At 40.7% G+C, this 15637-nt stretch carries 14 protein-coding genes; 6 read left to right on the top strand and 8 right to left on the bottom strand.

From position 1 onward, the window contains the following. Window positions 1-13 precede the first annotated feature (13 nt). Window positions 14-886, bottom strand: a complete 873-nt coding sequence (locus tag AC27JR_RS13105) for a 1-acylglycerol-3-phosphate O-acyltransferase, YihG family (RefSeq protein WP_010392448.1) — start codon at window positions 884-886, stop codon at window positions 14-16. A gap of 61 nt (window positions 887-947) precedes the next feature. Further along, the gene (gene speA, locus AC27JR_RS13100; RefSeq protein ID WP_487173852.1) at window positions 948-2828 is read right to left on the bottom strand and encodes a biosynthetic arginine decarboxylase; all 1881 of its coding nucleotides are present in this window, start codon (window positions 2826-2828) and stop codon (window positions 948-950) included. A gap of 198 nt (window positions 2829-3026) precedes the next feature. Between speA and speE the strand changes: the two genes are divergently transcribed. Continuing rightward, the gene (gene speE / locus AC27JR_RS13095; protein WP_487173851.1) at window positions 3027-3890 is read left to right on the top strand and encodes a polyamine aminopropyltransferase; all 864 of its coding nucleotides are present in this window, start codon (window positions 3027-3029) and stop codon (window positions 3888-3890) included. Window positions 3891-3952: 62 nt separating this feature from the next. On the opposite strand, the gene AC27JR_RS13090 is transcribed toward speE, so the two are convergent. Further along, complete coding sequence (locus tag AC27JR_RS13090; protein ID WP_487173850.1) at window positions 3953-5191, bottom strand: hypothetical protein; 1239 nt, start codon at window positions 5189-5191, stop codon at window positions 3953-3955. After that, window positions 5169-5795: a methylamine utilization protein gene (locus tag AC27JR_RS13085; RefSeq protein WP_487173849.1), complete on the bottom strand. Its 627-nt coding sequence runs from the start codon at window positions 5793-5795 to the stop codon at window positions 5169-5171. The genes AC27JR_RS13090 and AC27JR_RS13085 overlap by 23 nt, the downstream gene beginning before the upstream one ends. A gap of 174 nt (window positions 5796-5969) precedes the next feature. On the opposite strand from AC27JR_RS13085, the gene AC27JR_RS13080 reads away from it, so the two are divergent. Further along, entirely contained in the window at window positions 5970-8012 is a 2043-nt protein-coding gene (locus tag AC27JR_RS13080; protein ID WP_487173848.1) for a glycoside hydrolase family 97 protein, read from the top strand. Between the two features lie 60 nt (window positions 8013-8072). Here AC27JR_RS13080 and envZ read toward each other — a convergent pair whose 3' ends face one another. Both envZ and ompR read right to left on the bottom strand, forming a co-directional pair. After that, on the bottom strand, window positions 8073-9386 hold the full coding sequence (gene envZ / locus AC27JR_RS13075; protein ID WP_054202834.1) for a two-component system sensor histidine kinase EnvZ: 1314 nt from the start codon (window positions 9384-9386) through the stop codon (window positions 8073-8075). A 5-nt stretch (window positions 9387-9391) separates the two neighbouring features. Continuing rightward, on the bottom strand, window positions 9392-10111 hold the full coding sequence (ompR, locus tag AC27JR_RS13070; protein ID WP_010392434.1) for an osmolarity response regulator transcription factor OmpR: 720 nt from the start codon (window positions 10109-10111) through the stop codon (window positions 9392-9394). Window positions 10112-10294: 183 nt separating this feature from the next. Here ompR and greB point away from each other — a divergent pair, with 183 nt between their 5' ends. The 4 genes from greB to AC27JR_RS13050 all read left to right on the top strand — a co-directional run bounded on the left by greB (window position 10295) and on the right by AC27JR_RS13050 (window position 14313). After that, a complete protein-coding gene (greB, locus tag AC27JR_RS13065) occupies window positions 10295-10768 on the top strand; it encodes a transcription elongation factor GreB (protein ID WP_010392431.1) in 474 nt (157 codons plus the stop codon). Window positions 10769-10892: 124 nt separating this feature from the next. Then, the gene (locus AC27JR_RS13060) at window positions 10893-11198 is read left to right on the top strand and encodes a hypothetical protein (RefSeq protein WP_198522202.1); all 306 of its coding nucleotides are present in this window, start codon (window positions 10893-10895) and stop codon (window positions 11196-11198) included. 55 nt (window positions 11199-11253) lie between these two features. Next, window positions 11254-11832, top strand: a complete 579-nt coding sequence (locus AC27JR_RS13055; protein WP_138608328.1) for a CBS domain-containing protein — start codon at window positions 11254-11256, stop codon at window positions 11830-11832. A gap of 156 nt (window positions 11833-11988) precedes the next feature. Next, on the top strand, window positions 11989-14313 hold the full coding sequence (locus AC27JR_RS13050) for a Tex family protein (protein WP_055012731.1): 2325 nt from the start codon (window positions 11989-11991) through the stop codon (window positions 14311-14313). 62 nt (window positions 14314-14375) lie between these two features. Here the strand turns inward: AC27JR_RS13050 and AC27JR_RS13045 are convergent, their stop codons facing one another. Beyond that, the gene (locus AC27JR_RS13045; RefSeq protein ID WP_008112878.1) at window positions 14376-15233 is read right to left on the bottom strand and encodes a putative metalloprotease CJM1_0395 family protein; all 858 of its coding nucleotides are present in this window, start codon (window positions 15231-15233) and stop codon (window positions 14376-14378) included. Between the two features lie 6 nt (window positions 15234-15239). Continuing rightward, on the bottom strand, window positions 15240-15548 hold the full coding sequence (locus AC27JR_RS13040) for a hypothetical protein (protein WP_008112879.1): 309 nt from the start codon (window positions 15546-15548) through the stop codon (window positions 15240-15242). Between the last annotated feature and the right edge of the window lie 89 nt (window positions 15549-15637).

Raw genomic sequence — 15637 nt, 5'->3', positions numbered from 1 at the left:
GTTAGCTCATTTTTTATTTTTGTTTTAAATTAACGAGCGTCTGGTTCTTTTCTTCCCACACGCGATTTAATTCCGTTTGAAAACGTACTCTAAAGTCAGGATCATTAGTGTAATCACCAATTAAGTCCTCACTAACGCCTTTTACTTCAACATGTACATCAATGTGTTTTACTTTACCGGCTGCAAAATCCATAAAAGTAGGAATGCCCTCAGGGTAATGAATAGTGACATTTACCACCTTAGAAATTTGCTCACCCATAGCTTGCATTACAAACGCCACACCACCCGCTTTCGGTTTAAGTAAGTGAGGAAACGGGCTATTTTGGCGCGCATGCTTTTGCGCTGTAAAACGCGTACCTTCAACAAAGTTAACCACACTAACCGGCATTTCTTTAAATTTTTCACACGCTTTACGGGTAGTTTCTAAATCTTTACCACGCAATTTAGGATTCTTTTTTAATTGGCTTTTACTGGTGCGGGTCATAAAAGGAAAGTCGAGCGCCCACCAACACAAACCTAAAACAGGTACGTAAATAAGCTCTTTTTTCAAAAAGAAGTTTAAAAAAGGTATTTTGCGGTTAAACACTCGCTGTAACACTAAAATATCCACCCAGCTTTGGTGGTTCGCAATAACTAGGTACCAATCTTTCAATTTTAGCTCTTCAAGGCCAGTCACATTTAGCTTTGTTGGCGTTAATAACGTTTGATTTAACGTGTTAAACGTCACCCAAATAGAGGCACATTGCTTGGCTGTCCAGCTCATTAACTTTTGAAGTCCCTTAATTGGGATTAGCTTAACGATGCCACAAATAAAAATAGGTACAAACCAAAAAAGAGTGTTTATTGTGTAAAAGAAAATACTAAATACACTGCGAATAACTGACATTACTTCTATTCCTTTAAACATCGCGCAGCCACAAATGACCGCGCTTAACTATGCAACTAAATTAATCTTCAAAATAGGTGTAGCCTTCAAGCCCTGCATTAAGCTCGGCTAAGTACCCTTCTTTACAGTGATCTGATACATCAAGTTCGTTAATTTGAGTGGCAAAGTTATCAGCTAATAACTCGCTATCATAATCAACAAATTTTAATACATCCTTAACGCTGTCACCTTTGATGGCATTGGTTAATACATACCCTTGCTCATTAAGCTCAACATGAACTGAATCGGTATCACCAAATAGGTTATGTAAGTCACCTAAAATCTCTTGGTATGCCCCTACCATAAACATCGCAATATGATACTGCTGACCTTGTGTATATTCAGGAATAGGTAAACTGGTTTCAATTCCTGCACCTTCAACGTACTCACGTATTTGCCCGTCAGAATCACAAGTAATGTCTTGGATAATAGCGCGCTGAGTAAGCGGCTGCGTTAGGTTTTCGATGGGCATAACCGGAAATAACTGCTGAATGCCCCACACATCGGGTAACGACTGAAATAATGAAAAATTCACAAACAGTTTATCGGCTAGTTTTTCGTTTAAATCATCCAGCACTTCGCGGTGAGCTCGTGCATTAGAGCTTAATGAAGCTCGAACGCGATGTAAAATAGTAAAGTAAAGCTGCTCTATTTTCGCCCACTCTAGCATGCTCACTAAACCATGTACGTATTGATCGTGTGCTTCACTAAATAAGTGCATTGCATCATGATAAATCTCTAATGCCATACGCGGGTTCAAACGTTGTAAACACTGCCACATTTCATCCAATACTAAGGCACTGTTTTTAACAGGTGGTTCTGGGTTTAAATGATTTGGCGCTTTTTCAACATCAATCACATCGGTAATAAGCACCGCATGATGTGCAGTAAGAGCACGGCCAGATTCGGTAATAATTGCAGGGTGAGCTAAGTTATGTTGGTCGCACACCTCGGCAAATGCATTTACTACATTACGCGCATATTCTTCGACTGTGTAGTTCATTGAGCAAGCACTACGTGAGCCTGAACCTTCGTAGTCAACGCCAAGCCCGCCACCCACATCAACAGTATTGAGCGGTACACCGTATTGAGTTAATTCAGCAAAATGGCGAGCACATTCGCGCAAAGCACGATGAATATCGCGAATATTGGCAATTTGAGAACCAATATGAAAATGTACCATCTGCATTAAATGCAACTTGTTATGTTGCTTGAGCACTTCCACTGCACTGAGTACTTGTCCTGCAGTTAAGCCAAACTTACCTTTTTCACCACCGGTATTTTGCCATTTACCTTTACCAACCGAATTTAAGCGAATGCGAATACCAATAGCTGGCTCAATACCTAAATTATCAATTTCTTCAAGCAGTGTGGTTAGCTCAGAGAGTTTTTCAACCACAATTTTAACGTTGTGCCCCATTGCTTGACCAATACAGGCTAAACGTAAGAATTCACTGTCTTTGTAGCCGTTACATACAATAGTAATAGATTCTTTTGCTACACCTAAAATTGCCATTAGCTCAGGTTTAGAGCCGGCTTCAAGCCCGACTAAGCCACTTGGGTGTGCCAATAGTTTACTTACTACAGAACGCTGTTGATTTACTTTTATAGGGTAAACACAGGTGTATTTACCATTATATTCACGGTTGCTTCGCGCTTGAGTAAACGCATTGGTGAGCGTATCTACACGGTTTTTTAAAATATCGGTAAAGCGCACCAATACTGGTAAGGTTAATCCTTGCTGTTTAAATTGCTCAGTAAGCTGGCTTAAAGAAATGGCAGGTTTTGTTTGGTCGCCATCCGGATAGGCTATCAATTCACCTTGTGCGTTAATATCAAAATAACCATCGCTCCAATGAGCAACATTGTATGTAGCACGTGCTGTTTCTAAACCCCAAGTCATGGCAACTCTTCTTTATTAAATTAGGTGTAAAGGGGCATTTTAATACGTCACTATCTGCTAAGCTAACAAAAATTGAACTTTCCCCTCTTTATAGCTAACTTTATTCGCTAAAGAGAGTAAAATTTGATTGAGCAATAGCCCAAGCACTGGCAGAATTGCCTCCTTTTTTCATACTCAACCAAAAGTGTAACAACAACTATGGCAAATTTAGATCAAAGTAAGTGGTTTACTGAAATTAGCGACCGCGATGGCAGCGCATTTTCATTACGTATTAACAAAAAGTTAGATGAAAAACAGTCTCCTTTTCAAAAAGTAGAAATGTTTGAAACCACAGACTTTGGTAATTTAATGATCATTGATGGTTGCACTATGGTGAGTAGCCGTGAAAACTTTTTTTATCATGAAATGATCAGCCACCCAGCATTACTAACACATCCAAACCCTAAAAATGTGGTTATTATTGGCGGCGGCGATTGCGGTACGTTACGTGAAGTACTTAAGCACCCAAGTGTAGAAACTGTAACCCAAATCGATATTGACGAAGTGGTTACCCAAATGTCGTTAAAGTACTTCCCAGAGTTATGTGAATCAAATAACGATCCACGTGCTACTGTAATGTTTGACGATGGCATTAAATACATGCGCGAAGCAGCTGCTGAGTCTATTGATATCGTGATTGTTGATGGAACTGATCCGGTTGGCCCTGGTGAGGGTTTATTTAATCATGCGTTTTATACTAGCTGCCTAAACGCACTTCGTCCTGGCGGTATTTTAGTACAGCAAAGTGAATCGCCACTTATGCATATGCCACTACTGGTTGAAATGCGCGAAGCTATGCTAAGTGTTGGTTTTAACGACTTGCAAACTCTTCCATTCCCACAACCTATTTACCCAAGTGGCTTATGGTCGGTGACGCTAGCCCGCAAATCTGAAGCATTTAACGGTTTTAGAGAAGATGGCGCAGCCATAATTGCTGAGCATAGTGAATACTACAATGGCGGCATTCATCACGGTGCACTCGCAACACCTAATTACATGAAACGCGCTTTTAACAAAAAATAAAAAGCCATTAATACAAATTAGGGCTCGCAAGAGCCCTTATATGTTTCTCTTTTTTCTACTAACTAAAACCGAAACTGAGCATTTAATGCTATTTGCTGCTGCGATATTCTCAATGCCTTATTCATAGCTACTCGGTTATCTGCTTGGCTATGAAGCGCTGACCCCTCAACACATATTTGCCATTGTGGTGTAAGCTGATAACGCCAAGTTGCTGTTAGTCCCTCGCCATGACTAGCATTAGGGTCAAACTTCCAATCGTCTTTGTCTGTCACCTCAAAATAATCGTAACGTACTGAGAAACGGTGGCGTTTTATTTTATGACTCAATAATGCAAAATGACTATAAAATCGAGTATCAACGCCGCGGTTTTGACCCATAGTCGTACCACCCGACATTATTTGGATAATTAATCGTGTTTTCGGTGTAAATTTATTTAGCCATGCGACACTTAAAAATCGAGTATCCCATGCATATTGGCCCGTATTATAATTAAGAGCGCCAGGGTCACCATTGTTATCATAGTAATACACTCGCAACTGAGATTTTTTTAAATAATCCCAATGCCCACCAACGTAATAACCAAATCGCCCATCGACCTCTTCAAACGGTAAAACTTGGTTTGCTTGAAATTGTAACTGTGGAGTATTTAAAGACGCAACAGGCGCAAAAGCGAGAGCCTCATTAAGTGTTGTTTGGCGATCATGCAAAGCAAAGCCTCGCCAAGCGAGTAATGTCCCCGCAGGATCGTTACCTTTAAATGTCGCACCAACCAAACTAAAACTATGGGCACTATTAAAATTACGGGCTGGGCGTTTAATTGTTGCTTCAACACCTAGCGTTCGCAGCTCTTCACCTACCCAAGAGTTAATTGCCGAATTGGTATAGTTATATGCAGATAACCAGCCCATATCAGGGTTTTCTAATGACAATTGTGGATAAAAGCCACCCACTTTAATATGCCATTTATAATCACTGCGAACTAAAGGTTTATATTGCAGATAAGCCTGACTAACCCCCAAGGTACTTTTTGGGTCTTGATATAAATTAACTACAGCATGGGCAGACCAACTAGAACTTATATCTGCACTTAAATCAATAATTCCCTGAGATAAAACCACACCTTGATTAGCCGCATCATGGCGATATAAACCAATTCCACCCTCTTGCCAGCTTAGTTGTGAATCAGCTTGCACTGCCCTTACTTGCAGCAAACCTTTAACTTGTGCGTTGGCTGAAAAAACACTCAACAAGCAAATAACAACGGCTAAGCCCAATAGACTATTCATAATCGTCAAACTCATCAACTTCAACCCTAATAGGCAAAGTTAGTTTTTGTTTTAACTGATAACTTAATTTATTGTTAGTTATAACAACTTTTTGCGACTCTATGTTGCTAATATCTCTAAAGCCTTCATGCCAAACATTTAGTTTATAGGCTCCATTTGGGATATCGAACGATGCAAGGCCCTGCTCATTGGTGATTGCATAATATGGGCTATCCACAACAACAATGTAACCCAACATCCAATCATGAATATTACAACCAAGCTCCACAACTCCTGTTTGTTCAAATGTAATTGGATCTTGTGGTTGTTCTCGATAAAGCTTTAATTCAAATGTTTTGCTTTTAGAAAATGAATACACGTGATGCATTATCGAGTCAGCGTTAGGAAATTCAACTTGGCTGTTTTTTTCAACGACTAAGATATGTGGTGTAAATTGGCGATTTTTTTGTGTCATAGTGAAAAGTGATTTATTTATATTCACGCCAGAGGCTTGCTCTGGAGCTAACCAAACAACAACATTTTGTTGAACTTTTTGGTTGTTATTATAAACAGTAACCGTTGCTGCACTACTCTTAAAAACAATGATACAACCTAAAATAGCGAGTAAAATTTTCAGCATATTTTCTTCTTGTTAAATTCTTTTTATTTATTATAGAACTAATTACATAAAGTTTTGCAGATTAATTAACACACTCTTTTTTAGCTAATTAATTGAATACGTATGCAGCTATCTCGTAATAGTGTGTTCATCACTTTATGCTCATAACCTACGGTTTGACATCAAGGACACACAATGAGATTACCTTTACTACTAGTTGCTTTACTTGCAAGCAGTGCTTTTGCAAAAGAAGCCACGCTGAAATCACCTGATCAAAAAATTAAAATTACCATTTCTGATCAATCATCATCCCCTCATTACTCTATTAGCTTTAATGGTAAGCCTGTTATTGAGCAGTCACGCTTAGGTTTTAGGTTTAAAAGCCAAGCACCATTTGATGACGGCTTTGTTATTAGTGAAGTAACTCGTTCACAAACCGATAGCCAATGGCAGCAACCTTGGGGAGAGCGTCAAACTGTTGTTGATAAGCACAATGAAATTGCTGTTACCTTTAATAAACCTGCGCCCCACGCTGGCACATACACTGTACGATTTAAAGCCTTTGATAGTGGTGTAGGTTTTCGCTATGAAGTCCCTAAGCAAGCCGGTTTTGAACAAACTGAAATTACTAAAGAACTGACCGAATTTGCTATTGCCGCAAAAGATAAAACCACCGCATGGTGGATACCTGCTCGCGGTTGGAACCGTTATGAATATGTCTATAACACTACAGACTTACAAGATGCTGCACTTGTTCATACCCCTTTTACCTTTAAAAATGGTAACGGTGTACATGTCAGCATTCATGAAGCAGCTCTGGTAGATTATGCAGGGATGGTGCTTAACCAGCGTCGCCCAGGTACGTTTAGTGCCGATTTAACACCGTGGTCTGATGGCATTGCGGTTAAGAAGCGCGGCGCATTCAATACTCCTTGGCGCACCATTCAAATAGGTGAGCGAGCGATAGACTTAGTTAATTCAGATATTATTTTAAACCTGAATGAGCCAAATAAACTCGGTGATGTGTCGTGGGTTAAACCAGGTAAATATGTAGGTATTTGGTGGGGAATGCACATCAATGAAACCACTTGGGGCAGTGGAGAAAAACACGGTGCCACCACAAAAAATACTAAATACTATATGGACTTTGCCGCTGAGTATGGCTTTGACGGCGTATTAGTTGAAGGTTGGAACACAGGTTGGGATGGCGACTGGTTTTATAATGGCGATGTATTTAGCTTTACTCAGCCTTATGACGATTTCGATATTGCAGCGCTTACACAGTACGGTAAAGAAAAAGGGGTGCAGTTAATTGGTCATCATGAAACCTCTGGCAATGTTAGTAATTATCGCGACCAAATGGAAGATGCTTTTGCGCTTTACGAAAAATCAAATGTAAGCCAAATAAAAACTGGTTATGTGGCCGATGGTGGCAATATAAAACGCATAGATGAAAACGGCATTGCCCGCTTTGAATGGCATGACGGCCAATTTATGGTAAATGAATACTTACATAACATTAAACTTGCCGCTAAATACAAGCTAAGCATCAACACGCATGAACCAATAAAAGACACGGGTCTGCGCCGCACTTACCCTAACTGGATTGCCCGTGAAGGTGCGCGTGGTCAAGAGTTTAACGCATGGGGCACACCACCCAATCCACCAGAACACATTCCCATGCTTGCCTTTACGCGTATGCTGGCAGGACCAATGGACTTTACCCCTGGTATTTTTGATATGAGCTTTAATGGCTTAGGGGACGAGACAAATCGCCCACAAACAACACTGGCAAAGCAATTAGCATTGTATGTAGTAATGTACAGCCCAATTCAAATGGCGGCGGATTTACCACGGAATTATTTAGCTAAACCCGATGCTTTTCAATTTATTCAAGACGTACCAACCGATTGGCAACAAAGTATTGCGCTTGATGGCGAAGTAGGCGACTTTATTGTATTTGCGCGCAAAGAGCGCAAGCGCGATAACTATTCAGGGAACGATTGGTACTTAGGTGCAGTTACCGATGAAAATGCCCGCACCATTGAGGTTAAACTCGACTTTTTAGATAAAGATAAACAGTTTGAAGCGCAAATCTACCAAGACGGTAAAAACGCTGAATGGAAGAACAATCCTTATGATTTAAGCATTGAAAAACGCACTGTTACCGCAAGCGATAAACTCACATTAAAATTGGCCACCAGTGGCGGTACAGCCATTCGTTTTAAAGCCCTCTAGTAGTTAATCTGAACACTAGATAATAAATTAACGCTATCTGCAATCATGCAGATAGCTTTATTAGCTTGGATTAGTAACCTTTATTGGTAGGTATATTTGCGCACTTAAACCACCTTCAGGGCGATTAGAGAGCACCACCTTGCCGCCATGCATATCGATAATACGCTTAATAATTGCAAGGCCTAGGCCGCTACCTTCACTACCGCGAGCTGCATCACCTTGTTTAAACGGCTCAAACACAGACTCCAACTCGCTTTCAGGAATACCCGGACCACTATCGTTGACCGCAATAACTACATATTTTTTATTGGAATTAAAATAACTGAGTACTTCAATATCACCCTCTGAGTAGCGTAGTGCATTTTCTATCATATTGGTCACTACTCGCTTAATCGCGACACTACTTATGGGAATTTTTCCAATATTAGGATTCGGTTTAAACGTGATCGCACGTTGATGCTTAAGCTCACTTTGTACGACTTCACCAAGGAGCGCATTAATATCTTCGCAGGTTTGTTCTTCACGTTTATGATGGCGTAAATATTCGATAAATTGATCGATAATGCCATTCATATCTTCAATATCGTAAATAATGCCTTCACGTAAATAATCATCTTCATCAACCATCATTTCTGTGGCTAAACGAATACGCGTAAGCGGTGTGCGTAAATCATGAGAAACACCGGCCATAAGTAATCGACGGTCGTTTTCAAGGGCAGCAATACCTCGCGACATTTGATTAAAGGCGCGTGTTACCTCAATAACCTCACTCGACCCTTGCTCTTGTAACTTGGTACTAAAGTCGCCCACCCCTACTTTTATCGCAGCTTGTTGTAATGCTTTTAGTGGTCGGTTCAAATGCCTGGCAAATAACCAACCTCCTAGTACACTTAAAAAGCCGATACTAGAAAGATAAAAGGTTAAAAACTCAAGGTTACTTTCTTTAAATCCGGTGAGCGGCACTTTGACCCAATAACCCGGCGCCTGCGGAGCTTCTACCCAATAAATAAGCGGATCAGTTTGACTAATACGCACCCGAGAAAAGCCATTTAATTGTTCAGACATACTACGCGATAGCCCAGAATACTCACGACTTTGGCCTAAACCATTACGCATAGCTTCACGCTGAGTCATTACTTCAATGCCCGTTATCTCAAAAAACTTTTCAGAGACTTCATCGGTAACTTCAACGCCATCTTCCCAATCAATAAACACGGTTTTAATTTGCTTAGCCAGCATTAAATTAACTTGTTCAATGGTGGGTTTAACTACATATAAACTTACCGTAACGTAGGAGACAATTTGGTTAATAAGCAACAAAGCGGCAACCAAAAATACGGTTTGTCCAAACGCACTACGCGGAAACATTCCCATAATGATTACTTTTCACCGTCAGGAACAAATACATAACCTAAACCCCATACCGTTTGAATATAGCGTGGGTTAGCGGCATCGACTTCGATCATTCTACGAAGGCGTGATACTTGAACATCAATACTGCGCTCAAGCGCACTGTAGTCTCGCCCTCTAGCTAAGTTCATTAATTTATCACGACTTAATGGCTCACGCGGATGAGACACTAACGCTTTTAGCACCGCAAATTCACCACTAGTGAGTGACACCGTGTTATCGCCTTCACTCATTTCGCGGGTGGCTAAATTTAGGGTAAATTTACCAAACGCAATTAAGTTCTCCTCAGCTGAAGGCGCCCCTGGTACTTCTTTTGATTGGCGACGTAAAATAGCTTTTATACGTGCTAATAGCTCGCGAGGGTTAAATGGTTTCGGAATATAATCGTCAGCGCCGAGTTCTAGGCCAATAATGCGGTCTACTTCATCACCTTTGGCGGTAAGCATAACAATAGGGATTTGGTTTTCTTTTTGGCGTAAACGTCTACAAATAGAAAGCCCATCTTCGCCGGGCAGCATTAAATCAAGTACCATTAGATGAAAGTTTTCACGCTCAATTAGTCTATCCATTTGCTCTGAATCGGCAGCTGTTCTGACAATAAACCCTTGCTCTACTAAATAACGCTCCAGCAAACTACGCAAACGTTTATCGTCATCAACCACCAATACTTTTACTGTCTCTTGTCCCATAATTTGTTGCTTATTTTTATAATTTATTAATCGTTAATATAAATGAAAAACTTAATAATAAAAAACTAATTAAGTGCTTAGATTGTTACTGAACATTTCAAATTCATTGATAGCTATTTTATCTCGACAAGCTGCCTTTATTTTAATACCTTGCCACACATGAAGATTAAACAAGAACTCAGCGTGAAAACAAATTTAATTACTCGCGAAGGTTATTTACAACTGCAGCAAGAACATGATCATCTTTGGAATGAAAAACGCCCAGAAGTAACTAAAATAGTGAGCTGGGCTGCTAGTCTAGGTGATCGCTCTGAAAACGCAGACTATCAGTACAACAAACGTTTACTACGCCAAATTGACCGTCGTGTTCGCTATTTACGAAAACGCATCCCCGATCTAAAAATTGTTGACTACTCACCCGTACAAGACGGCAAAGTTTTTTTTGGAGCGTGGGTAGAAATAGAAAACGAGGCCGGTGAGTGTAAAAATTTTAGAATTGTCGGCCCCGATGAAATTTATGATCGCAACGACTATATTTCTATCGATTCACCAATGGCGCGAGCGCTATTAAAAAAACAAGTAGACGATGATTTTGAGGTCATGACTCCTCAAGGTGCTAAGCAGTGGTACGTAAATAACATTACCTATCAAAAATGACATCGCTTAGTTTTGATTCAGATCACATTAACTTTTTATTGTTTATATTATCTGAGTAAGCTATAACTAAAGTTACTCAAGTAATGTTGTATTAACTTGAGAGTAGTTAATTAAGGTCACCATCATGTCAAACATAACAGCGCGCATATTACAAAATGCTCTCGTGTTTGCACTCTTCATGAGTGTGAGTTTGACATTGCATGGCGCACCTAAAAATAACAAACTTGATGCTGGTTTTGCTCCAGCTGAATTTATTGTTTGTGACTCCCCTGACCAAGCAAACCTCGACACCGATATAGATTCTCTTGATGGTGTTATTGCGCTTAGAGAAATCCAACCACTTCCTTTAGCGTTTTTCTTTCATTATGAAAGTCGATTTTTAGCCACTGCCTACAGTAATGCAAACCCGCGAGCGCCACCCGTTATTTAATAACTTGCTTTTAAACATTATTAAATTTTTATAACTATTTATTTAGGTGGATATTATGTCTAACTTTAAAGAACTCCGTACCCAAGACATTTCGCATGGCACTATTGCTGATACTTTTACTAATGAGGCTGTGATTGATTTAACCTCTCCAGCAACACGTATAGTAACTAGCTTTACTCAAACAAGTCCTATGCGCGCAGCGTTTGATACAACCATTGAACAAGCATCAAAACAGTTAAATGCTCAGCCCTCTGATTTTATTTTAGTGACTGACGAACAACAAAAACTAATTGGTATTGTCGCAAGTGCAGATTTACAAAGCTCAAAAATCATGATTTTATCGCAGCGTTTAGGCTTGCCTCGTAGTGAAATTAGCTTACGCTATTTAATGACACCGCTGAGTAATTTAATGGGTGTAAGTATGAAAAGCTTAAGCTATTCATGTATCGGTGATGCACTGCAAACTATGGAGCATCATGGCGCTATGTTTATATTAGTTACTGCGGCTAATAATGAAATAAGTGGTTTAATTTCAGCACGCGATATAGCACGTAAGCTGCAAATTCCTGTTCATATTAGCCCAATAGCGCACACATTTAGTGAAGTACTCGAAAGTGTAGAGCACCCTCACTAAATCCGCTTTTTATTGCCCCAGCAATGGCATCTTAAAGCAAGTAAAATAGCTTGCTTTAAGAGCTTTTTATTACCCTCCCCTGTGATATTATTCAAGACATTGACGCATCAGTTAACTTTTTAGCTGGTCTTATTTTTTGTATTAAAAGGTTTTTGCATGAGCGATATCTCTGCACGTTTAGCAACTGAGCTAAATGCACAGCAGCAACAAGTGGTTGCAGCAACAAAGTTACTTGATGAAGGCGCAACCGTCCCCTTTATTGCCCGTTACAGAAAAGAAGTGACCGGTGGATTAGATGACACCCAACTACGCCTTCTAGAACAACGTTTATCTTATTTGCGTGAACTTGAAGAGCGTCGTGGCTTTATCCTGTCGACGATAGAATCACAAAATAAGCTTAGTGCTGAATTAGCGGCTGATATTAAAGCTGCACAAAGTAAAACCGAACTAGAAGACTTATATTTGCCTTATAAAGCAAAGCGCCGCACTAAAGGTCAAATAGCTATTGAAGCCGGTTTAGAACCACTAGCTGATGCGTTATTTAACGATCCAATGCTTGACCCAGACGCTGAGGCTGCAAAATTTATTAATGCCGAAAAAGCGATTGTCGATACTAAAGCAGCGCTTGATGGTGCTAAGTTTATTTTGATGGAGCGCTTTGCTGAAGACGCTAAATTACTCGCTAAATTTAGAAGTCATATTAGTCAAAATGGAGCGATTGAAAGTAAACTTATTGATGGTCAAGAACAAGCGGGGGCTAAATACCGAGACTACTTTGAACATCAAGAACCATTAAAGAAAGTCCCCTCGCATCGTGCATTAGCCATGCTAAGAGCTCGTAATGAAGGTATTTTACAGTTAACTATTAATCCTGAGCCAAGCGCTGAAAACCCAGCGCAATTGTGTGCACAAATGATCAGCGATCATTACCGCCTAGATATTAAAAATAAACCTGCCAGCGCTTGGTTATTAACTGTAGTGCAATGGGCGTGGAAAATTAAGCTTGGATTACATCTAGAAAATGAATTTTTAGCCGCAATGCGTGAAAAAGCCGAAACCGGTGCCATTGATGTATTTGCTAAAAACTTAAAAGACTTATTAATGGCAGCCCCTGCAGGCCCTCGCACTACGTTAGGCTTAGATCCTGGTTTACGTACCGGTTGTAAAATTGCCGTGGTTGATAGCACAGGTAAGCTGCTTGCTACCCAAACGATTTTTCCACATGCACCACAAAATCATTGGGATAAATCATTACGCACGCTCGAGCAATTATGTCGCCAGCATAAAGTTGAGCTCATTGCGATTGGTAACGGTACCGCTTCTCGCGAATCAGATAAACTAGTTGGCGAACTTATCAAAGCCAATACCGAGCTTAAACTAAATAAAATCATGGTCAGTGAGGCCGGCGCTTCGGTTTACTCTGCTTCTGAGTTTGCTGCTAATGAATTTCCTGATTTAGATGTATCTTTACGCGGTGCCGTATCTATTGCACGTCGCCTTCAAGATCCATTGGCTGAGCTGGTTAAAATAGAGCCTAAGTCTATTGGTGTAGGCCAATATCAACATGATGTATCACAAAGCCAACTAGGACAAAGCCTAATCTCAGTGGTAGAAGACTGTGTAAACAGTGTAGGTGTTGATTTAAATATGGCCTCTGTACCTTTGCTTGCACGTGTCTCTGGTTTAAACAAAACCTTAGCGCAAAATATTGTAAGCTACCGTGATACAAATGGGTCATTTACAAAACGTAGTCAGTTGAAAAAAGTAGAACGCTTAGGGCCAAAAGCATTTGAACAAGCAGCCGGCTTTTTACGCATTAACAATGGCAGCGATCCACTAGACAACTCATCAGTTCACCCTGAAGCATACCCTATCGTTAAGCGTATTTGTGAGCACAACCAGGTAGACGTAAATAACCTCATTGGTAACAAAGAGTTTTTAAATAAGCTCGCTGCAAATGACTATATTGACGATAAATTTGGTCTGCCTACCGTGACCGATATTATTAGCGAACTTGATAAGCCGGGTCGCGATCCGCGCCCTGAATTTAAAACTGCTGAGTTTAAAGCAGGCGTTGAAAAAATTAGTGATTTAAAACCAGGAATGATTTTAGAAGGCGTGGTATCGAACGTAGCTAATTTTGGCGCATTTGTGGATGTTGGCGTACATCAAGATGGACTAGTGCATATTTCGGCTATTACTAATAAGTTTATTTCAGACCCACGAGAAGTGGTTAAAGCTGGTGACATTGTTAAAGTGAAAGTGGTTGAGGTTGACGCTGCACGTAAACGCATTAGCTTTACCATGCGCCTAGATGACGAGGTAGACACTAGCAATAAAGCTGCCCCTGCGGCGGTGCAAAAGCCACGTGGCAACAATGCAAATCAATCGCGAGCGCCCAAACCTAAGCGCGACACAGGCAATGCCATGATGGGTAATGCGTTTGCTGATGCCTTTGCCAATGCGAAAGTGAAAAAATAAAATGACCCAATAAAAAAACCGCTTAGGCGGTTTTTTTATGGCTATTAAATATAAGCTTTAATTTAAATTTGTGCTGAGAATTGGCTTTGAGTCGCAGGAGAAGTGGCCAGTTGGTAAAAGCTAGCAATGCGACCAGCACGTGCTTCTACTTCAACATCACGCGTTTGCTCTTCGCTTTTAGCGGTTTTTACTTCTGAACTTTCACTATTAGAAAACGATGCACTGACTCTACTTTGACCTTCGCTGCTGTCTTCGTCATCCGCTGATGCTAACTCAGCTTGTGCTGCGGCTATTTTTTGAGTGGCATCTGCTGCAATTGCCCTGTCGGCACCTGAAGGCTCTGCTGGCGCTAGTGCTGCAGCACGTACCGTTTGCATTTTATCAATGGTTGCTTGAGGGTCACCATTGATAACCCCAACATCTATCGGTACTTCACCACCTACGGCATAGTTAGTACCGTCAGGGCCTCTTTGGTATTCATAGCTAGGAGAGCCCGCATATTGTCCACCCACAGCGGCATGCGCTTGCTCATGTGTTCGCACTTCAGTGTCGCGTGCTTTAAGCTCTTTAATTTGTTGAAGTTCTTGCTCAAGTTGCAGCTCTTCTTGCTCACTAACTTCTTCTGCAGCTTGTTGTTTTTCTTGCTCGGCATCATCTTGATCGCTATCTGCATTGCCTTCGCGTTGCGCAATCGTTTTATCGTCTGCAATTTTGCCACTCGCATTGTAGGTTGAGCTGTCGCTATTTCCTGGCAGTTTGGCTTTTTCTGCATCACTTTGGGCTTTGTTTTCTGTGCTACCGGCAGTGTTTGCAGCGGCTGGGGGAATGACTTCACGTAGCTGGTTGTCACGCCGAGCAGTCTCTGTATAAACATTTGCGGTGTTTATATTAATAGACGGAAACGGCGTGACAATATTCATGAGAAATTACACTTTAATATCAACTAAAGTGCCTAATACGTCATCTGCAGTTTGGATAGATTGCGTGTTTGCCTTAGCATTAAACTCTTCAACTTTTAAGTTTACTAATGCATCATCAATTCGTGCAGGTTGAGATACTGGCGCGGTGACTGCTTCTTCAGGACGAGCGGCCGTTAATTGACGTTGCTGCGCTAGTTGAGAGTCGTCTTGCTGCTCTATGCTGGCACGATTAATCTCAGCGCTGGCTTTTTCAATTCCTTGGCTGGCTCTATTAAACCCTTCAACACCACTATTGAATACAGATCCTATTGGCATAATAATAAACCTCCAGCAAATAAATATTGTTTAATTATCGCTCAAAAATCACGCAAAATAAAGCTTTAAACCGCAGTAATCATGGCTTT

It is taken from the genome of Pseudoalteromonas sp. NH0006-26 (assembly GCF_057552415.1).
Note: the sequence above shows the minus strand (reverse complement) of the source record. Positions and strands in the feature narration are given on the sequence as shown.

What these genes read in the sequence shown, in the direction of transcription:
- AC27JR_RS13045 (WP_008112878.1), bottom strand. Translation starts at nt 15,233, where the DNA reads ATGAATATTGTCACGCCGTTTCCGTCTATTAATATAAACACCGCAAAT.
- AC27JR_RS13085 (WP_487173849.1), bottom strand. Translation starts at nt 5,795, where the DNA reads ATGCTGAAAATTTTACTCGCTATTTTAGGTTGTATCATTGTTTTTAAG.
- AC27JR_RS13080 (WP_487173848.1), top strand. Translation starts at nt 5,970, where the DNA reads ATGAGATTACCTTTACTACTAGTTGCTTTACTTGCAAGCAGTGCTTTT.
- AC27JR_RS13090 (WP_487173850.1), bottom strand. Translation starts at nt 5,191, where the DNA reads ATGAGTTTGACGATTATGAATAGTCTATTGGGCTTAGCCGTTGTTATT.
- speA (WP_487173852.1), bottom strand. Translation starts at nt 2,828, where the DNA reads ATGACTTGGGGTTTAGAAACAGCACGTGCTACATACAATGTTGCTCAT.
- AC27JR_RS13055 (WP_138608328.1), top strand. Translation starts at nt 11,254, where the DNA reads ATGTCTAACTTTAAAGAACTCCGTACCCAAGACATTTCGCATGGCACT.
- AC27JR_RS13040 (WP_008112879.1), bottom strand. Translation starts at nt 15,548, where the DNA reads ATGCCAATAGGATCTGTATTCAATAGTGGTGTTGAAGGGTTTAATAGA.
- AC27JR_RS13105 (WP_010392448.1), bottom strand. Translation starts at nt 886, where the DNA reads ATGTCAGTTATTCGCAGTGTATTTAGTATTTTCTTTTACACAATAAAC.
- speE (WP_487173851.1), top strand. Translation starts at nt 3,027, where the DNA reads ATGGCAAATTTAGATCAAAGTAAGTGGTTTACTGAAATTAGCGACCGC.
- ompR (WP_010392434.1), bottom strand. Translation starts at nt 10,111, where the DNA reads ATGGGACAAGAGACAGTAAAAGTATTGGTGGTTGATGACGATAAACGT.
- AC27JR_RS13060 (WP_198522202.1), top strand. Translation starts at nt 10,893, where the DNA reads ATGTCAAACATAACAGCGCGCATATTACAAAATGCTCTCGTGTTTGCA.
- AC27JR_RS13050 (WP_055012731.1), top strand. Translation starts at nt 11,989, where the DNA reads ATGAGCGATATCTCTGCACGTTTAGCAACTGAGCTAAATGCACAGCAG.
- envZ (WP_054202834.1), bottom strand. Translation starts at nt 9,386, where the DNA reads ATGGGAATGTTTCCGCGTAGTGCGTTTGGACAAACCGTATTTTTGGTT.